General features: G+C 64.3%; 18 protein-coding genes. 2 read left to right on the top strand and 16 right to left on the bottom strand.

Annotated elements, in window-relative coordinates:
• Positions 1–9 precede the first annotated feature (9 nt).
• Positions 10–738, top strand: a complete 729-nt coding sequence (locus AC0AII_RS04310; RefSeq protein ID WP_198189723.1) for an SdpI family protein — start codon at positions 10–12, stop codon at positions 736–738.
• Between the two features lie 217 nt (positions 739–955).
• Here AC0AII_RS04310 and der read toward each other — a convergent pair whose 3' ends face one another.
• Together der and AC0AII_RS04300 are read right to left on the bottom strand one after the other, a co-directional pair.
• Positions 956–3,064 carry a bifunctional cytidylate kinase/GTPase Der gene (gene der, locus AC0AII_RS04305; RefSeq protein ID WP_490446251.1) on the bottom strand — a complete coding sequence of 703 codons (2,109 nt, stop codon included), beginning with the start codon at positions 3,062–3,064 and terminating at the stop codon, positions 956–958.
• Entirely contained in the window at positions 3,061–3,834 is a 774-nt protein-coding gene (locus tag AC0AII_RS04300) for a pseudouridine synthase (RefSeq protein ID WP_490446250.1), read from the bottom strand. Before AC0AII_RS04300 ends, der begins: the two co-directional genes overlap by 4 nt.
• A 170-nt stretch (positions 3,835–4,004) precedes the next feature.
• On the opposite strand from AC0AII_RS04300, the gene AC0AII_RS04295 reads away from it, so the two are divergent.
• Entirely contained in the window at positions 4,005–5,234 is a 1,230-nt protein-coding gene (locus AC0AII_RS04295) for an MIP/aquaporin family protein (RefSeq protein ID WP_490446249.1), read from the top strand.
• 6 nt (positions 5,235–5,240) lie between these two features.
• On the opposite strand, the gene AC0AII_RS04290 is transcribed toward AC0AII_RS04295, so the two are convergent.
• From AC0AII_RS04290 to AC0AII_RS04225, 14 genes are all read right to left on the bottom strand, one after another.
• The gene (locus AC0AII_RS04290; RefSeq protein WP_232349588.1) at positions 5,241–5,588 is read right to left on the bottom strand and encodes a DUF3017 domain-containing protein; all 348 of its coding nucleotides are present in this window, start codon (positions 5,586–5,588) and stop codon (positions 5,241–5,243) included.
• Between the two features lie 133 nt (positions 5,589–5,721).
• Positions 5,722–7,095, bottom strand: coding sequence for an NAD-dependent succinate-semialdehyde dehydrogenase (locus tag AC0AII_RS04285; RefSeq protein ID WP_198200569.1), 1,374 nt, complete (start codon positions 7,093–7,095; stop codon positions 5,722–5,724).
• A gap of 129 nt (positions 7,096–7,224) precedes the next feature.
• A complete protein-coding gene (gene purH / locus AC0AII_RS04280) occupies positions 7,225–8,826 on the bottom strand; it encodes a bifunctional phosphoribosylaminoimidazolecarboxamide formyltransferase/IMP cyclohydrolase (protein WP_490446248.1) in 1,602 nt (533 codons plus the stop codon).
• Between the two features lie 52 nt (positions 8,827–8,878).
• Positions 8,879–10,255: a cell division protein PerM gene (locus AC0AII_RS04275; protein ID WP_490446247.1), complete on the bottom strand. Its 1,377-nt coding sequence runs from the start codon at positions 10,253–10,255 to the stop codon at positions 8,879–8,881.
• On the bottom strand, positions 10,252–11,175 hold the full coding sequence (sucD, locus tag AC0AII_RS04270) for a succinate--CoA ligase subunit alpha (protein WP_490446246.1): 924 nt from the start codon (positions 11,173–11,175) through the stop codon (positions 10,252–10,254). Before sucD ends, AC0AII_RS04275 begins: the two co-directional genes overlap by 4 nt.
• Positions 11,172–12,386, bottom strand: coding sequence for an ADP-forming succinate--CoA ligase subunit beta (gene sucC / locus AC0AII_RS04265; protein ID WP_490446245.1), 1,215 nt, complete (start codon positions 12,384–12,386; stop codon positions 11,172–11,174). Before sucC ends, sucD begins: the two co-directional genes overlap by 4 nt.
• Before the next feature lie 22 nt (positions 12,387–12,408).
• Positions 12,409–12,993: an adenine phosphoribosyltransferase gene (locus AC0AII_RS04260; RefSeq protein ID WP_490446244.1), complete on the bottom strand. Its 585-nt coding sequence runs from the start codon at positions 12,991–12,993 to the stop codon at positions 12,409–12,411.
• Between the two features lie 108 nt (positions 12,994–13,101).
• The gene (locus tag AC0AII_RS04255; RefSeq protein WP_490446243.1) at positions 13,102–13,695 is read right to left on the bottom strand and encodes a preprotein translocase subunit YajC; all 594 of its coding nucleotides are present in this window, start codon (positions 13,693–13,695) and stop codon (positions 13,102–13,104) included.
• A 66-nt stretch (positions 13,696–13,761) separates the two neighbouring features.
• Positions 13,762–14,838: a Holliday junction branch migration DNA helicase RuvB gene (gene ruvB, locus AC0AII_RS04250; RefSeq protein WP_229281692.1), complete on the bottom strand. Its 1,077-nt coding sequence runs from the start codon at positions 14,836–14,838 to the stop codon at positions 13,762–13,764.
• Between the two features lie 3 nt (positions 14,839–14,841).
• The gene (gene ruvA / locus AC0AII_RS04245; RefSeq protein WP_198184166.1) at positions 14,842–15,453 is read right to left on the bottom strand and encodes a Holliday junction branch migration protein RuvA; all 612 of its coding nucleotides are present in this window, start codon (positions 15,451–15,453) and stop codon (positions 14,842–14,844) included.
• 43 nt (positions 15,454–15,496) lie between these two features.
• Positions 15,497–16,078: a crossover junction endodeoxyribonuclease RuvC gene (gene ruvC / locus AC0AII_RS04240; RefSeq protein WP_490446242.1), complete on the bottom strand. Its 582-nt coding sequence runs from the start codon at positions 16,076–16,078 to the stop codon at positions 15,497–15,499.
• A 4-nt stretch (positions 16,079–16,082) separates the two neighbouring features.
• Positions 16,083–16,838: a YebC/PmpR family DNA-binding transcriptional regulator gene (locus AC0AII_RS04235; RefSeq protein WP_490446241.1), complete on the bottom strand. Its 756-nt coding sequence runs from the start codon at positions 16,836–16,838 to the stop codon at positions 16,083–16,085.
• A 61-nt stretch (positions 16,839–16,899) separates the two neighbouring features.
• A complete protein-coding gene (locus tag AC0AII_RS04230) occupies positions 16,900–18,186 on the bottom strand; it encodes a glycosyltransferase family 4 protein (RefSeq protein WP_490446240.1) in 1,287 nt (428 codons plus the stop codon).
• Positions 18,161–19,171 carry a phosphatidylinositol mannoside acyltransferase gene (locus AC0AII_RS04225; RefSeq protein ID WP_490446239.1) on the bottom strand — a complete coding sequence of 337 codons (1,011 nt, stop codon included), beginning with the start codon at positions 19,169–19,171 and terminating at the stop codon, positions 18,161–18,163. The genes AC0AII_RS04230 and AC0AII_RS04225 overlap by 26 nt, the downstream gene beginning before the upstream one ends.
• Positions 19,172–19,175 lie beyond the last annotated feature (4 nt).

Here is a 19,175-nt window from a genome sequence, read left to right as displayed (position 1 = left end):
GAGACTCTCATGGCGGATGGTAGCAAAGCGGGTCGGTTCGTCCCGACCCTTGTCGCGGCTCAGTGGTTGCCGGGGATAATCATGCTGGGCGTAAGCCGCATAGTGGTCAATCGCCTGCCGAATGAAAACGTCCCGCTTCATTGGAACGCTCAGAACCAGGTGGATCGCTGGGGCTCTCCCCAGGAGCTGATTTGGATACCCTGCTTCTGTCTGGTCATTGCGCTGATTTGGACTATCCTCATGCTCGTCCTGCGCGCATATTTGATTAAACGTGGTGATGAAGCGGGGCATACCTTGACCGTTTTTCTGCTGGGTGGTCTATGCATGCAGATTATTTTTGCGGTTTTAGATCTGTTCGAATTAGCTGTTGCTGATCCGCATTGGGGGTGGTGGCCGACGGATTTCGGCATTGATAAGGTCGCCATGCTTTTGACCGGTCTGACTCTCATAGTCATCGGCAATCTTGCTCCTAAAACCAGACCCAACGGCATCAGCGGTTTTCGAGTGCCAGGTGCCTACGCCAGCCGCGAGGCTTGGCGCCGTTGTCAGCAGTTTGGCGGGGTGCTCTTCATGATTCTGGGCGTGGTCATGATCCTGTCTGCCCTGGCTTATAGCGGAGTCAGACTCTACTGGACCTGCGGAACCGCTCTGGCAATCGTCCTTGTACTCATATGTGCCTATGGTTCATACGCTGGCAGAAAGTATGCCGGGCAAGGAGGACCTGTCTACCACCGCTAGTGCTTATATGCAATGAGTGGTTTGAAGGAGACTGCAAATAACAGATCTGCATATACGTAATGGGGACTATCTGAATCTTTTGGAAGGATTTGGAGGTCCCCTAAATACAACAAATGTCCAGAAACACAGTTCTTTCTACAAGGATTTGCAGACAAGGCCGTCTAGTCGAGAAGGCAAGGTCCCTGGGCCAACTTAAGAGCCGGGCCAGGGACCTTTTTTATTTGCGCTTCTTCTTTTCGCGGATATGCACCGAGATCTGGATGGGAGTGCCCTCGAATCCGAATTCCTCGCGCAGGCAACGTTCCAGATAGCGGCGGTAGCCGTGCTCCAGGAAGCCGGTGGCGAAGATCACGAAACGCGGTGGCCTGGTGGAGGCCTGGGTGGCGAAGAGAATCCTTGGCTGCTTGCCGCCCCGCAGAGGATGCGGGTGCGCGGCCTGAACCTTGCCCAGGAAGGAGTTGAGCTTGCCTGTCGGTATGCGCTTGTCCCACGATTCCAGAGCAGTGCGCATGGCCTTGGCCAGCCGGTTGGTGTGCCAGCCGGTCTTGGCAGACAGGTTGACCCGCTCGGCCCAGGTGACCCGGTCGAACTCGGTCTGCCAGAGCCGCTCAAGACGCTGACGGCCGAAGTCGTCCAGCAGATCCCACTTGTTGAAGACCAGGACGATGGCCCGGCCAGCATCCACGGCCTGGCTCATGACCTTCAAGTCCTGATCGGCGATGGGCTGGGAGGCATCGAAGAGGATGAGCGCCAGCTCCGAGCGTTCGATGGCCGCCTGGGTGCGCAGGCTGGAGTAGTACTCGGCCCCCGAGATCTTGTGCAGGCGGCGCTTGATGCCGGCGGTGTCGATGAAGAGCCAGTCCTCGCCGTCCACCTGGACCACCTGGTCGACCGGGTCGCGGGTGGTGCCGGCCACATCGTGGACCACGGCGCGCTCCTCGTGGGCCAGCTGGTTGAGCAGGGAGGACTTGCCCACGTTGGGCCGGCCGACCAGGGCCACTCGGCGCAGGCCTTCCGGGGTCAGGAAACCCGAGGTCTTCTCGGCCTTGCTGAGCTGTTCCAGCGCGGCGTCCAGCAGGTCGCCTATCCCCCGGCCGTGCATGGCGGAGATGGCATAGGGTTCGCCCAGGCCCAGCTTCCAGAATTCGGATGCGGTGTAGTCGGCCATCCGGTCATCCAGCTTGTTGACCGCCAGGACGACCGGCTTGCCTGCGGCCCGCAACATGGTGACGATCCGCTCGTCGCTGGCGGTCAGTCCCACCTGGCCATCCACGACTAGAATGACGGCATCAGCCAGGGATACGGCTACCTGCGCCTGGGAGGCGATGGCGGATTCGATGCCCTCCACGTCGCTCTCCCAGCCGCCGGTGTCCACCAGCTTGAACTGGGTGCCGGCCCACTCGGCCTCATAGCTGACCCGGTCCCGGGTCACGCCAGGGGTGTCCTCGACCACGGCGGCACGGCGTCCGAGAATCCGGTTGACCAGAGTGGACTTGCCCACGTTGGGCCTTCCCACCACGGCCAGCACGCCTACGGCCTTGGGACCATGGTCCTGGTCATCCTGGTCCTGGGAGCCGCCCTCCAGCAGGGCGCGGTCCTCTTCATCCAGCTCATAGTCGTCCAGGTTGCGGGCATACTCGTCGTAGGATTCCTCCTCCATGGCCGAGGAAACCAGATCGATCAGGACCTGCAGGGTCTGCTCGAAGGTCAGATCGGAGTTGTCCACGGTGGTCACCCCGTCAGCGGCGCTCATGAAGGAGGTGACCTTGGAATCCCGGGCATCCCGGGCAGCCAGATCCTCGGCACCGGCTGATCCGGACTGGGCCTGGCCGCTGCGGCGGGCCTGGCGGACCTCCTCACGGGCTGTCAGCAGCACACGGACCTGAGCATCCGGAGCCACCACCGTGGTGATGTCCCGTCCTTCGGCCACCACGCCCCGCTCCTGGTCAGCCATGATGGCCCGCTGGGCGGCGATGAGGACATGGCGCACGGCTGGAATCGAAGAGACCACGGAGACATGTTCGGAGACCCTGGTGGAGCGTATCGCTTCATCCACGTCACGGTCGTCAAGGCTGACAGTAGGATGTTCGGGGTCCAGTCCCATGACCAGGTGGCCACCGGTGATGGATTCGGCCACGGCCTCAGTGATCGCCTCCTGGTCGGGCTGGTCCGCGTCCAGGTCCAGCCCTCGGTCCATGCACCAGAGGGTGACCGCCCGGTACATGGCGCCCGTGTCCAGGTAGGCCAGGCCGAAATGCTTGGCCAGGGCCCGCGAGGTGGAGGACTTGCCCACTCCCGCAGGGCCATCGATGGCGACGGTGATCACAGTCCGACCTCCTTATCCAGGGCCTTGATCTCGGCGGCGGAGAGCACCCGGTAGGAGCCCGGACGGATCTCGCCAAGCCGGATTGGGCCGATCTGGGTGCGCACCAGCCGGGTCACCGGGTAGCCGATGGCGCCGAAGATGCGCCGGACTATACGGTTCTTGCCCGAGTGCAGAACGACCTTGACGATGGTGTGCTCGCGGTTGTGGTCGATGATGGCGCAATGGTCCAGGCGGATGAGGCCGTCGTCCAGCTCCACCCCTTGGCTGACCAGCCGCCGGCAGACGTTGCCGCCAATATGGCCGTTGAGTGTGGCGATATAGGTCTTCTCCACCTCGTAGCGCGGGTGCATGACGTGCTGGGCCAGCTCGCCGTCGTCGGTCATGAGAATGAGGCCCTCGGAGTCGTAGTCAAGCCTGCCCATGTGGAAGACCCGCTCGTAGCGGTCCCCAATGATGTCGCGCAGAGTGAACCGACCCTTGGGGTCGTCCATGGTCGAAAGGACCTTGCGGGGCTTGTTCAGGGCCAGGGTGATGTGCTTGTCGTTCAGATGGATGCGGGATCCATCCACGCGGATCTGCTGGCGGGAAGGATCCACCCGGCTGCCCAAGGTGGTGACCAGCTCGCCGTCGACCTCGACCCTGCCCTGGGTGATGATCTGTTCGCATTTGCGACGAGAGCCGAATCCGGCCTGGGCCAGCACCTTCTGGAGGCGGATGCCTTCCTCCCCCTGTTCGCGCGCTCTGATCGCCTGTGTGTATGGATGTGGCATCGTTCTCCCAACGTGGCCTGATAAATATGTAACGGATGACGTTCTGGGCGACCGCAGCCGCCGAAAGGTCATATCATACTATATCGGAGCCTAGGGAAGTGTTGTTGGCTTGCCCTAAGCTGGAAACTGTTGTTATTCATTGTCGTCGAAGGGATTGCAAGGTGGGGAACATGACTATGGAAGCAAGTGCTGAGCCGGTCCTCGAACAGGCCGACGGGCAGGTTGCCGCAAAGCCCGTCCGCAGGCGGATCAGGCCCCGTGATGTTCGTTGGATTCGTGCGGCCGCAGAGCTGGTGGGCACCTTCCTGATCTGCGCGGTCATCTACCTGTCCTACAGCTTCGGCCAGCTGGTCATGGGCCAGCCCAGCGTGGTGCTGCCGGTCCTGGGAACCGCCCTGACCTACCTGGTCGTGACGGCCATGCTGGGCGGCGTATCCGGCGGCCACTTCAACCCCGCCGTGACCGTGGCCGCTATGTTCACCTCGCAGATCAGCATGGTGGACGGGCTGATCTATATCGTCGCCCAGGTCATCGGCGCTATTGGCGCCGGTGCACTCGCCGTCGCCCTTGTTCCGGTCAGCAAGTCCGTGCCGGACAGGACCTGGCTCATGTTCTCGGTCAACGGTTTTGCCGGCGGATCACCCGCTGCAGCCACCTTGGGTCAGCAGCACATCGCCTTCGGGGCGCCCATGGCCATCGTGGTTGAACTGATCGGCTGCATGATCGTGGTGGCTGCGGCTATCACCACCCTGCGCTCCGACGGCCGCGCCCGTCGCAACCATGCACTTTATACCGGGCTGGCCTATGGCGTCGGCGTGCTGGTCACCTACCCCATCACCTGCTCGGGACTGAACCCGGCTCGCTCCACGGGCATCGCCATCTTCGCCCAGTCCAAGCACATGGCTGTCAGCCCGATCTCCCAGCTCTGGCTCTTCTGGATCTGCCCTCTGCTGGCTGCCTCTCTGGTGGCCCTGGTTATCATCATGACCAGCATCATCACCGACAACATGGCCATGCGCGCCATGGGCATCGCCACTGATGCGCAGCCGGATGTCCAGGCACAAGCAGAAGCTGATGCCTTCGCCGCGACCGGTGTCCCGGATCAGACGGGGGCTGAGGCACAGGCTGACGCATTTGCAGCCGCTGGTGCCCAGGCCTCCCCTGCTCCGGTTCAAAACACCGCTGCTGAGGCTGCAGATGCTGCCGACACGGTTACCCCGGCAGACACTCCGGCTCAGGCTGTCGATGTATCGGCTCTCTCCGATGCCGATGCCGATGCCGGAACCATTCCCGATCTGCAGGTCGAGCCCCTTCATACTGCTTCGGAAGCAGCAGACAGCGACGATCAACCCGAAGACAAGCCTGCTGAAGGCTCAACCAGCGAGGATCGAAAAGCCTGAAAGGGGTCACAGCATCAGCTGAATGCTGGTGTAGGTGACCAGAAGGCCAAGGCCCAAGGCGATGCTGATGAAGGCGTCGAAGGGCACTGACCGCACCTTCCAGGGACTGCGATCCTTGAGGATCAGACGCAGAGCGCCGCACACCAGGGCCGCGACGGACACCAGTCCAGTCGCGGCCCATGTGTATCCGCAGAAGGCCACGAGCGCGGCGACCAGCACCACCAGAAAGATGATGTCCTCGCAGATTGGACGGCCCTCATGAGCCTCCGAGACGAAAGGATGGCCTCGACCTGATGTCTTGGGCGGCTGCGGAGGCTTGAGGTCCGGATTTTCGGCCTTGTCTGCGTCTGTCATGCTCTCCTGCCTTCTGCACTTGCACTGTCGGTTCGAGCCTACCAGCGCTGCTGACGCAAAGCGACCGTGCCGCCATCGTTCTTGGACGATGATGGCACGGTCGCTGGTTCAACAAGAAGTCAGGGCAGTCCGATCAGTTCTTGTGCTGGAAGATCAGATGCTCATTGGCGAAGGTGTCGAAGCCCAGGCTGTAGAGCTCGCGGCCGTAGCCGGAGTTCTTGATGCCGCCGAAGGGCAGCTCGGGCATGGTCACCCAGCCGCCGTTGATGAAGGTCATGCCGGTCTCGATGCGACGGGCCAGGGCATCAGCATGCTCGGTATCCGAGGAGAAGACCACGCCGCCCAGACCGTAGCTGGAGTCGTTGGCCAGTTCGATGGCTTCATCCTCGTTGGCTACCTTGTAAATGGAGGCCACAGGGCCGAACATCTCCTGGTTGTAGACGGGGTTGTCACGGTCGATGTCCGTCAGAACCGTTGGGGTGAAGAAGGCCCCCGGCGAATCGTAGGGCTTGTTGCCGTAGGCGACCTTGGCTCCACCGGCCACAGCCTTTTCGACCTGCTTGGCCAGGTTGTCGCGGGCGGAGACCATGCACATGGGGGCCAGCGTGGTTTCGGGGTTGCTGGGATCGCCCAGAACCGCGTGTGAGAAGGCGTCGACGATGAGCGAGACGAAGTCGTCGTAGCGGTTCTCCGTGACGATGAAACGCTTGGAGGAGGTGCAGACCTGGCCGGCGTTCGTCAGCCTGGCGCCTGGGGCCACCTTCTTGAGCAGATCCCAGTCAGCATCGTCCAGAACGATGAAGACGTCGTTGCCGCCCAGCTCCATGGAGGACTTCTTCAGGTGGGCTCCGGCCGACTTGGCCACGGAGGCGCCGCCGCGCTCCGACCCGGTCAGGGCCACGCCAGAGACGCGTGGATCAGCGATGGCACGATCCACCTGGTCATAGTTGATGAAGAGGTTGGTCAGGCTGCCCTCGGGGGCTCCGGCCTTGGTCACGGTCTCCTCGAAGGCCACAGCCGAACCGGGCACGTTGGAGGCGTGCTTGAGGATCATGGGGTTGCCCAGAATGAAGTTGGGGGCGAATACACGCATGATCTGGTAGTAGGGGAAGTTCCAAGGCTCCACCATGACCAGGACGCCCGTGGCCTGCTTGACGTAGTAGGCATCGCCAGCGGGGTTGTCCAGGGGGACGGGAGCCAGCAGCTCCTCGGCATGGTCGGCGAAGTAGTCGGCGATGTCTGCGCACAGCTCCACCTCAGCGCGGGCCTCGCCCACCAGCTTGCCCATGTCCCTGGTCAGGTTGGCTGCCAGAGCATCCTCATCCTGACGGAAGAGCTTGGCCACCTGGTGCAGCTGAGCGGGACGGTCGCCAGGGCCCTCCTGCTTACGCCAGGTCTTGTAGAGGTCATGGCCGCGAGCCAGGGCATTCTCCAGATCCTCGTCGGTGGCATCTGGATAGGTCTTGATCAGTTGGTTGTTAAAAGGATTGACTGTCTGATAGGTCACAATATCTCCTTCGATTATGGGTCCCAGTCAGCATCATCGCTGGTCAGTTCATTCAGCATATCACTGCAGTGGACCCCGCGGTCAACGAATTTGCCAAAGGGCGACATTCGACCGCGGGGTCCGATTTGATCAGTGGAAGAAGTGGCGGGTTCCGGTCAGATACATGGTCAGATCGGCGTCCTGGGCGGCCTTGATCACCTCGGGATCACGGATGGACCCTCCCGGCTGCACCACGGCCCGGATGCCGGCCTGGATCAGATACTCAAGACCATCTGCGAAGGGGAAGAAGGCATCGGATGCGGCCACCGATCCCCTGGCGCGGTTACGGCCCTCATCCAGGGTGTTGGCGCGCTCGACTGCCAGATGGCTGGAGTCCACCCTGTTGACCTGGCCCATGCCGATGCCCACGGTGGCCCCCTGGTTGGCCAGGAGCACGGCGTTGGACTTGACCGAGCGGATGGCCCGCCAGGCGAATGTCAGATCATCCATGGTCGCCTGGTCGGCGGGGTTGCCGGAGACCAGACGCCAGGTGGAGGGATTGTCTCCCGGGGCGTCGATCAGGTCGGGCGTCTGCACCAAGGCTCCCCCGTCAATTTGACGGATGACCGGGCGCTGACGCGGGCGGCGTTGCACAGACAGGATGCGCAGGTTCTTCTTGGTCCGCAGCAGGTCCAGGGCCTCGGGCTCATAGCCTGGTGCCACAATCACCTCGGTGAAGACCGGCTTGATCTGCTGGGCCATGGTCAGCGTGACCGTGCGGTTGGCGGCGATGACCCCGCCATAGGCGCTCATGGGGTCGCAGGCGTGGGCTCGGCGGTGGGCCTGGGCGATGTCTTCCCCCACGGCCAGACCGCAGGGGTTGGAGTGCTTGACCACGGCCACTGCGGGCAGGTCGGGGAAGTCCCAGACCGAGCGCCAGGCGGCGTCAGCGTCCACATAGTTGTTGTAGCTCATTTCCTTGGCCCCGCCCAGGTGCTCTGCCGCAGCGAAGCCGTCCCGGTCCAGCGGGTCCAGGTAGAGGGCGGCCTTCTGGTGGGGGTTCTCGCCGTAACGCAGCTGGCTGGCCAGACGCCAGGTGCGAGTCAGTGCCGGGGCCGGTTGCTGATCTTCAGTTTTGTCCTGCTTGTCGTCGACCCATGTGCGTGCAGTCCACTCGGCGATGGCCGCGTCGTAGGAGGCGGTCAGGGCGAAGGCTTTGGCAGCCAGACGTCCGCGCTCGGCCAGGCTGAACCCGGTGCCGGAGGCGATGCGCTCGGCGGCCAGGGCATAGTCGTCCGGGTCGGTGATGACAGCCACGCTGGCATGGTTCTTGGCAGCGGCGCGAATCATGGCAGGTCCGCCAATGTCGATGCGTTCCAGGCACTGGTCTGCGTCGGCGCCCTCGAGGACGGTCTGCTCGAAGGGGTAGAGGTTGACCACCACCAGGTCGAAGGGGGCAATGCCCAAGTCCTTGAGTTGCTGGACATGGTCGGGATTGGTCATGTCGGCCAGCAGCCCGGCGTGGATGTGCGGATCCAGGGTTTTGACCCGGCCGTCAAGGCTCTCGGGAAAACCGGTGACCTTTTCCACCGGGGTGACCTGGACGCCCAGATCCTGCAGCTTCTTTGCGGTGCTGCCGGTGGAGACGACCTCGGTGCCTGCCTGGCGGAAGGCCGATGCCAGGGCCTCAAGGCCCTGCTTGTGGTAGACCGAGACCAGCGCTCGGTTGATGGTTCGATTCGTGGTGACCATGGAAACTCCTACTCCTATGCTTGAATGCCGAGGCGCCCCGCCACCTTCGGATCTACTTGCCTGGTCTGCGGGTGGACGAGACCTGTCGTGGTGTGTCTGCTCGGTCGGTTGCCTTGGGCTCCTTTCCCTCCTGACCGCGTGATTGGTTGTGTTTTTCCTTGTTTTCCGCCTGGGCGGAAGTCTTTTTGGCGTCTGCCTGGCGCAGATAGTCAATCAGGACGTCCTTGATGATGATCAGGGCGGCGATGACAAGTGCCAGCAGCCATATTCCCAGCAGGCCGACCCCCAGGGAGGTCCCGATCATGCGCAGGGAGGAGGCTATGGGCACGCCCACTCCGGCCAGTCGCTGGCGGCCCAGGGCCCCGTTGGAGAGCTGGAAAAGCAGGGCAAGACCGAGCAGGGTGACCAGCCAGGCCAGGGCCGTGGCTAGGGTTGCCATCAGGAAGCAGACTGCCGTATCGCGGGACTTCAGCCCCGCTTGACGCACGGCAGCGTGAATGCTGACACCCCAGGGCCCGGTCAGCAAGAGAATGCCAACAACCACTCCGGCCAGCAGGGGCAGGTTGAGCAGGAGCAGACGAACCCCCTGCCGGGAGACCGGCTCGGGGAAAAGCCCAAAGAGAGGCAGCGAGGGCAGACTGGAGGCGTGGCCGGACCAGAGGGTGAAGGTGGCCAGTTGGCCGATCCTGAAACCGTCACCGAAGAGCCAGGAGGCAGCCCAGATAATCAGATTGGGCAGCCAGGCCAGGGACGCCAGGCTGGTCATTACTGCCGAGGCGGTGCCCATACGTGTCAGTTTGAACAGGCGGCCCACGTCTCCGTGATAGAGAACAATCCAGATGATCAGGGCGATCAGGCCGGCGGCCAGCATGGCGGCCAGGAGGATCAAGCCGGCCGTGAGCCCGAGCCGGATGGTCCTGCGGACCTGGACCGGCAGAACCTCTTGAATGCGTTTGGTGAAAGCCTGGCGGAACGGTTCAGAGCGGACCCAGGCCCAGCCGTAACCCAAGAGGAAGACCAGGCTGGTCCGCAAAAGCATGACCGGGGTGGTGTCCACCTGGATGGTCTGGCTGCCCTGCATGAGGATGAGGCTGCAGAGCACCCAGACGACCAGGCCGGCGATGCAGCCGCCGACGGACATGCCCAGTCGGCTGACCAGGGAGCGGATCATCCAGATCAGCAGACCGGTCAGCAGCAGGGGGATGATGGTCAGGGTCAGGGCTCCGGCTGTGAACCCGCAGCCTTGGGTGAGCAGGGTGATGGTTTCTGTCAGGGCCACGGTGGCCATGGACAGGGAGGGTCCGCCCTCCTCGATGGAGATGATGAGCAGGAGCAGGGCCATGCAGGCCCCGAGGGCGACGGTGAAGATAAGTATGGCTAGGAAGGCCTCTAGGGCCCCCCGGAGCCATACTTTCACCCTGTCGGTCATATGATGGCATGCTCCCGCAGCAGGTCGCGGGTCAGCTGGGCGGTCTCGCCGGGTGTGGTGCCCACCTTGATGCCGACGGACTCCAGCACTTCCTTCTTGTCTGCAGCCGTGCCCTTGCCGCCCGAGATGATGGCTCCGGCGTGGCCCATCTGCTTGCCTTCGGGGGCGGTGAAGCCGGCGATATAGGCCACGATGGGCTTGGTCATGTGGGTGGAGGCCCAGTGGGCGGCCTCCTGCTCAGCCGAGCCGCCGATCTCACCGATCATGACGCAGGCCTTGGTTTCGGGATCGCGGTTGAAGGCCTGCAGAGCCTCTAGCATGGTGGTGCCCACAATGGGGTCGCCGCCGATGCCCAGGCAGGCGGTGAAGCCGATGGAGGACAACTCCCCCATGAGCTGGTAGGTCAGGGTGCCGGACTTGGAGACCAGGCCAAGCGGGCCGCGACCGGCGATCCCCTGCGGGATGATGCCCAGGTCTGCGCCGACGCCGTTGGGCCGGTCGGACATGGTCATCAGCCCCGGGCAGTTGGGGCCGACGATGCGGCAGCCGCGTTCCCTGGCCAGGGCCACGCAGTAAGCGGTATCGGCCACGGGAATGCCCTCGGTGATGACCACGATCAGGGTGATGCCGGCCTCGATGGCCTCGACCATGGCATCCTTGGCGAATCTGGGCGGCACGAAGACCACGGAGGTGCGGGCTCCGGTCGCCTCACGGGCTGCTGCGCAGTCGGCGTATACGGGCACATGACGGGGCTGGCCGTCCGGACCGTCGAAGTCTACCGTCATTCCGGCCTTGCGGGCGTTGACCCCGGCCAGGATGTTGGTGCCTGCCGCCATCATGTGGGCCGTGTGGACCATGCCCTGGCGACCTGTCATGCCCTGAACCATGACGGGGGCGCCGTCTTCAACGAAGAGGGTCATCGTCCCGTCTCCTTTCCTGCCTGAGCGGCCAGGGCCACGGCCTGGTCCGCCGCCTCCTCCATGGTGCGGGCCACCTTGAGCCGAGGCTGTTGGGCCTTGGCCAGCAGGTCCAGTCCCTCGGCAGCCTCATTGCCGTCGAAGCGGACCACGATGGGTCGCTTGTCGTCCTGATCTTGCTCGCCCGCAGCGTTCACGGCGGCCAGGATGCCCTGGGCCACCTGCTGGCAGGAGGTGATGCCTCCATAGACATTGACCATGACCGAACGTACCTGGGGGTCGGAGAGGACCACGTCCAGGCTGGTGCGCATGACCTCGGGCGAGGCGCCGCCGCCGATGTCAAGGAAGTTGGCGGGTCCAACAGGAACGCCCTGTCGGCGTCCCGACCCGGCGACCGCATCCAAGGAGCTCATGACCAGTCCTGCACCGTTGCCGATGACGCCCACCTGGCCGTCAAGATGGACGTAGTGCAGGCCTGCGGCCTTGGCCTTGGCTTCCAGGGGGTCGACCTGCGCCGGGTCCGTGAACCGTTTCCAGCCGTCGTGCCGGAAGGCCGCATTCCCGTCCAGGGAGATCTTGGCATCGAGGGCATCCAGGTGCTTGGTGGCCTCGTCGTCCGGGTCGCCCACCTTGGCCAGGGGGTTGATCTCGACCAGGGTCGCATCGCTGTCCTGGAAGGTGTGCCACATGCCCAGAAGTATCTGCGCAGCCTGCTCCAGATCCGCGTGGTAGAAGCCGATGCGCTCGGCCATGGTGCGGGCGGCCTGCCTGTCGAAATCCTCCAAGGGGCCGATGTGCAGGCGCCGGACCGATTCGGGGTGCTCGCGGGCGATGGTCTCCACCTCGGTGCCGCCGCTGGCCGTGGCCAGGACATCGTAGTCCCGGGAGGCGCGGTCTACTGAGATGGACAGGTAGTACTCGTGCAGGATGTTGCGGGCCTCGGTGACCAGGATCCCGCTGACCGGGTGGCCGTCGATGTTCATGGGCAGGATGGTCTGGGCAAGAGCCACGGCCTGCTCGTGATTCTCGGCTCGTTTGACGGCTCCGGCCTGTCCTCGGTGGCCGATGGTGGCCTGGCCCTTGATCATGCAGGGATAGCCGATGACGTCGGCTGCCTGGCCGGCCTCTTCTGCGGTTGAGGCATAGACGGCCCTGGGTTGGGAGATGCCATGTTCAGCGAGCAGCTGCCTGGCCTGGTATTCGTACAAATCCATGGTGAAGGTCCCCCAATCGTGCTCAGGCGGGCATGTTCATCAGGCAGGTCACCGGGTAGGCACCCAGGGCCTTGCGGCCGTCCAGACCGTTGAGCTCCATGACGAAGCTGAAACCGGCCACCTGGCCCCCGGCCTGCTCCACCAGACGTGCCGCTGCTTGGGCGGAACCGCCGGTGGCGATCAGGTCGTCGACAATCAGGACCCGCTGGCCAGGGCGCAGGGAGCCCTGCTCGATTTCGATGCGGGCGTTGCCGTATTCAAGGGCGTATTCCTGGCTGTAGGTGGGCTCGGGAAGCTTGCCGGCCTTGCGCATGGGCAGGAAGCCCTTGCCCAGGTCGCAGGCCAGCTGGGGGCCGATCAGAAAGCCGCGTGCCTCAAGCCCGGCCACCAGGTCGAAGTCCTCCGGCTTGACGGGCAGGGTGCGCTTCATGGCGTCGAGGATGATGGCCAATCCTCTGGGATCCGACATGGCCGGGATGAAGTCCCTGAAAAGGATCCCCTTCTTGGGAAAGTCCGGAATGGTACGGATCAATGAGATCAGATAAGCGGCGTCATCATCGCCCACCTGCTTAAGTTCTCCAACCTTGATATCGTCCGATTGAGCCATGATCTTCTTTCTGTTTTGCTCCTTGGAAGTGGTTGCCGGGGCCATCATACGCGCGCCGCGTTTCCGTTCAGAGTCAGCCTGACGGGAGGTGTGGCGCGCGTATGATGTTCAGGACTTGGCGGAAGTCGAATCCGAAGCCTTGGAATCCTCGGACGCCTCCGATTCGTCAGCGTCATCGGACTTTTCCTCATCCTCAGTCTCGGCCTTGTCTGATTCGTCTTCAGGATCCGGCTGGGTATCCGACTTAGCCTCGGCATCATCCTTGCCTTCTGAGGCGGCAGAGTTTTGGGCGGCAGTATCATCGGCGGCGGTTTCCTCATCGTCGGCATTGTCGCTGGCTTTGTCGTCTTCTTCAGCGGCGGTGACCTCGGCGGGCGCATCCGCGTCCTCGGGCAGGGGGTTGCCGTTTTCGTCAACCTCGTCATCGTGGATATAGGCCGGGACGATGGGCGGCTTGGTGATGGCCTGGATGCGCCAGCGGGACTGCGATCCCTCGGAGTCGATGACCACCTGCTCCTTCTCCAGGTCAACGGAGACGACCTTGCCCAGAAGGCCCGTGGTGGTGGCTACTTCGTCACCGGGCTGCAGGGACTGGCGGAAGTCCTGGACGGCGGCCTGCTGCTGTTTACTCTTGCGGGAGCTTCCCCACATCATGGCGATCATCAGGGCGATGATGACGATCATGAAAATCATGGATCCCATGGTTGTTTCCACTCCTTGTTTCGACGGGTATCAAACGGCGCTATGCATTGCTGCGAAGACCCCAGTCTAGAACAGCTTCATGACATCCTCGGGCGGTTTGCGGCCCAGGTGCTCCCAGGCCTTGGAGGTGGCTACACGCCCCTTTGGGGTGCGTACCAGGAAGCCCTCACGCACCAGGTAGGGCTCACAGACCGTCTCCACCGTCTCGGCCTCCTCGCCCACCATGGCGGCCAGGTTGTTCAGGCCCACGGGACCGCCGTCGAAACTGTTGACGATGGCCTTGAGGACGGCCAGATCCAGGCGGTCCAGCCCCTCGGAGTCGATCTGGTAGAGGGCCAGGGCCTGCTTGACGTCATCAGGGCCGACCTGGTCAAGATCGTGGACTATGGCCCAGTCGCGCACACGGCGCAGGAGGCGGTTGGCGATCCTGGGCGTGCCACGGGAGCGCAGGGCCAGCTGATGGGCGGCGTCATCCTGCAGAACGATGCCCAGGACCCTGGCCGACCGCTCGACCAGCTTCTCCAGCTCCTCCTCCGGGTAGAAGTCCAGATGGGCGGTGAAGCCGAAGCGGGCCCGCAGGGGCGAGGGTAGCATGCCCTCACGGGTGGTGGCGCCGATGACCGTGAACCTGGGCAGGGTCAGCGGTATGGAGGACGCGCCGGGGCCCTTGCCCACCATGACATCCACCCGGAAGTCCTCCATGGCGATGTAGAGGAGCTCCTCGGCGGCCCTGGGCAGACGGTGGATCTCGTCGATGAAGAGCACCTCGCCGGCTTCCAGGGAGCTCAGGATGGAGGCCAGGTCGCCGGCATGCTGGACTGCCGGGCCCGAGGTGACCCGGATGGGCACCTCCAGCTCGTGGGCGACGATCATGGCCAAGGTGGTCTTGCCCAGGCCAGGAGGGCCTGCCAGCAGGATGTGGTCCGGGGCCACGTCCCGCTTTTTGGCGGCCTTCAGGAAGAGTCCCAGCTGGGCCTTGAGCCGGGGCTGGCCGATGAACCCGTCCAGGGTTTCCGGACGCAGCTCCTCGTCACTGACAGGCTCGCCTTCGATGGGCCGGGCCGAGACCATCCGCAGGGATTCCTCCTGGGCGTCGCCGTTCTGGGAATCGATGTACCCCGTAGACATCTGCTTGTCAGCCATGGGTCAGCGCCCCCTGTCCAGCCGGGTCAGGGCCTGCTTGAGCACCTTGGGAATGTCGGCCGACTGCAGGGGCAGGGAGTAGCCGCCCTCGCTGCAGGTCTGCTCCACGGCCTGCTCGGCGTCACGCTGCAGCCAACCCAGGGAGATCAGCCCCTCCACCACCTGGTGGGCACCATCGTCGGTCTGGGCGGGTCCCTGCCTGCCTGTGCCGGCATCCAGATCCAGCTTGCCGGAGAGTTCGAGGATGATCTTCTGAGCGCCCTTTTTGCCCAGGCCAGGCGCCCGGGACAGGGCCGCAGCATCGCCGTCGGCCACGGCCTGGGCCAGCTGGTCCGAGTTCAGGGTGGCGAGGATGGACAGGGCCACGCGGGGCCCGATGCCGCTGACCTTCTGCAATTGGGCAAAGAGCGATTTGGATGTGCGGCTGAGGAATCCGTAGAGGGTCAGCGCGTCCTGGGTCAGGGAAAGGGCGGTGTAGACGGTGACCGTGGACTCGGCCCGCATGGAGGCCAGGTCCGACTGGGGCATGCGCACCTCGAAACCCACCCCCGAAACATCGATGACGGCAGAGCCTGTTTCGATGGCGGCCACCCGCCCGGTCAGCATTGCCAGCACTTGATCACCCCTCGATGGAATTCGAACGTCTGTTCGAATCAGCTTACATGTCTCGCTGGACTCCCCGATGCCTGCCGTACTTGGCGGAGGCCTGGGCCCACTGACGTTGGGCCTGGGTCAGATGCTCCTCGCGCTCCCCGCCCTGGATGGCGCCGGCGGGCCTGAGGGCGTGGCAGATGGCCTGGGCCAGAGCGTCGGCGGCATCGGCGGGCTTGGGCAGCTGGTTGAGCCCCAAGATGCGGGCCACCATCCGCTGCACCTGGATCTTGTCGGCCTGCCCGTTGCCGGTCACGGCCATCTTGGCCTCGGTGGGGGTGTGCAAGGCCACGGGAATGCCTCGCTGCGCCGCCCCCAGCATGGCCAGCCCGGCCGCCTGGGCGGTTCCCAGCACGGTGTTGTGATTGGACTGGGCGAAGACCCGCTCGATGGAGACGACGTCGGGGCTGAAACGGTCCAAGGCGGTCGTCAGCCCCTGGTAGATGGCCAGCAGCCGCAGGTCCTGGCTCTGTTCGGGGTCTGAGCGCACGACGTCCACATGAACAAAGGAAAGCCGGCGCGATGCACCGGCTTCAATGACGCCAACGCCGCATCGGGTGAGCCCCGGGTCGACGCCGAGAACGATCATAGAGTCACTCGTCGTCCAACTGGGCCATGACCTCGTCGGGGGCGGTCCAGTTGCTGTAGATCTCCTGCACGTCGTCCAGGTCGTCCAGGTTGTCGATCAGCTTGGAGACCTTGCGGGCGGAGTCCAGGTCCAGGGTGACCTCGCTCTTGGGGTTGAGGACCAGGTCGGCGGAGTCGTAGTCCATGCCCGCGTCCTGCAGGGCCTTGCGGACGGTGACCATGTCGCCGGGGGCTGTCAGCACGGTGTAGCTCTCGCCGTTGTCCTGCACATCCTCTGCACCGGCCTCGGCGGCCTTTTCGAAGACCGTGTCGTAATCCAGGCCATCCGAAGGGACGATGATCTGGCCCTTGCGCTCGAAGTTGAAGCTGACCGACCCGTTCTGGGCCAGGGAGCCGCCGCCCTTGGTCAGGGTGGAACGGACCTCGGCGGCCGCGCGGTTGCGGTTGTCGGTCAGGCACTCGATGATGATGCCCACGCCGGCAGGAGCGTAGCCCTCGTAGACGATGGTCTCGTAGTTGGCTGCTCCGGCCTCCTCGCCCGAGCCGCGCTTGACGGCCCTGGTGATGTTGTCCGCGGGCACGGAGGACTTCTTGGCCTTGACGATGGCGTCGTAGAGGGTGGGGTTGCCGTCGGGGTCACCGCCGCCGGTGCGGGCGGCGATCTCGATGTTCTTGATCAGCTTGGCGAAGAGCTTGCCACGCTTGGCGTCGATGGCTGCTTTCTTGTGCTTGGTGGTCGCCCACTTCGAATGCCCTGACATATGTCTCCTGACGGTACGAATGCGTAAACGAATGGAATTCTAGTTCCGCTCTTCGACAATTTTACGGGTTTTCAGGCCCGTTCGTGGGGGCTTCATCGTAAGGAGAACCACCCCTGCGGCCCACCAGTCTGCCCAGCAGGCCACGGCGATGATCGGGCCTGGCCGCCAAGGCACGGGCATAGACATCCAGAACCTGGTCGGTGACCCGCTCCCAGTCGTAGTCGCTGGCCCGGCGCATCCCGCACGAGGCCAGATCCAGGCGCGTGGGTCGGTCGTCCAGCAGGCCCAGGACCGCCCGGGCGCAGTCCTGGGGGTCTTCGTTGGCGAACAGCCGTGCGCTGTGGCCGTTCTGGGAGACGTCCTTGAATGCTGGCAGGTTCGAGGCCACCACCGGGCAGCCTGCCGCCATGGCTTCGACCAGCACAATGCCAAAGCTCTCTCCCCCGGTCTGCGGGGCCACATACAGGCCAAGGCTGTGGTAGAAGGAGGCCTTGTCCTCGTCGCTGATCCGGCCCAGGAAGGTGAAGCGCCGGGCCAGTCCGGGATCGACGGCTTCGAGTATCTCCCGGGCCTCCGTTTGGCCGTCACCGGCACAGAGGAAGCGGGCTCCGGGCACGCGCCGAAGAATGGCGGGTGCGGCCTGGGCCAGAATCCTGAACCCCTTGCGTTCCTCCTTCATCCGGCCCAGGAATCCGATGGTAGGTTCCCGCTCGCTCCCCTGCCATTCCGGGCGCGGCCGGGCATTGCGCAGGGCTCTGGTCTCGATGCCGTTGGGGATGATCTGGCTGGGTATGCCCGGCTCCAGCAGGTTCCGGGCGTTCTGCATGGCCGATGGGCTGACGAAGATGGCCTGGCTGATGTTGGCCAGGTATCGGCGCAGGTAGCGCCTGGTCAGCCTCAGGGCCAGCGGGGTCGTATCGAAGGCCGCATGGAAGGTGGCCACATAGGGGCAGGGAATGAATCCGGGCCTCAGGGGCTTGTGGCTCAGGGAGGGCACCTCGGGCTCGTGCAGGTGCAGGATGTCGAAATGGCCCTGCCTGACCCACTGCCGGGTTTTGTGGCCGGCCACGCCGAAGTAGCTCAGGTTGGCCACGGATCCGTTGTAGGGAATGGAGAAGGAGGAGCCGGTGGTATGCACCCAGAGGGGCATGTCCTGGGTGCGCCGGCCCGGGGCCAGAACCTGCACCTGGTGGCCGCGCTCTATAAGATGCCTGGCGAAGTCGCGGATGTGCAGTTGGACGCCGCCCGGGGTCTCGAAGGAGTATGGCGAGATGATCCCCACCCGCAGAGGCGCCTTGATGGCGGCCCGCTCCGGATCCCGCTCAGGCCTTTGTTCGGGTGCCTTCATGCCCGTCACCTCCCTTGTTCTCGGATGCCTGGGCCAGGATGAAGTCCGGCAGGTCGTGCATCCGGGAAAGATCCAGATCCTCGAGGAAAATCGGCTGGAGCATGTGCCAGTCCTCGGGATGCTCGCGAATGCCCTGGGCCCACTGGTCCACCCAGGCCTGGGTCAGGTCGTTGATGGCCTGCTCCCGGGGCATGTCCAGGTAGGGCTCGATGGGGATGGGCCCGTCCACCTGGCAGACATAGCCATAGGGGGCCTTGGCCTGCCGACGGCGCTCCCCCGTCAGCCTTTCCCTGTGCATGTTCACGGTATACAGGGGCAGACGGGCATCCAAGGCGATGACGGCAGGTCCGGCAGCCACGCGAATCCAGGAGTCGAAGGCCTTGACGAAGACGCCTCGGCGGCTCAGGTCGCGGTCGGCCAGCAGGGGCACCACCTGGTCGGGCTTCCGCAGCAGGGTCGTCAGACGGCCGGTGATGTCCGGCTCGCCGGTCAGCAGGATGTTCATGCCCAGGCGGCGACGGATGTCCGCAAAGGTGTTGAGCATGCCCTGGTCCCTCAGCCGCTCGGCCACCGTGGTGACCTGGCCGACCGTGGAGCAGGCCCAGAAGCCCGCGTAGTCCCAGTTGCCCTGGTGGCCCATGCCGATGGGCAGGGATCGCAGGCCGATGTCGGTCTTGGCCGGCTCCGGGTAGGCGCTGCCGCCGCCGTGTATGCGCGCCAGCAGCTGCTCCTTGGTGCGGGCGCCCACGGTCAGAGCCTCGACGAAGTAGACGAAGTAGGAGCGCATGCCCTGGCGTGAGGTGCGCCGCAGGCTGCGACGGTCGGCCTCCGGCATGACATGGGCCAGGTTGCGCTCCAGCTGTCTGACGCCGCCTATCCGGAACAGCCAACACAGGTCGGCCGCCGCCAGGAAGAGGCCGCGCAGCAGCCCCTCAGGCACCAGACGCGCATGCTGCGCCAGAAAGATGAGCAGTCGGTCCGGCATAGGC

It is taken from the genome of Bifidobacterium sp. VU/mBH4 (B4) (assembly GCF_058199535.1).
Note: the sequence above shows the minus strand (reverse complement) of the source record. Positions and strands in the feature narration are given on the sequence as shown.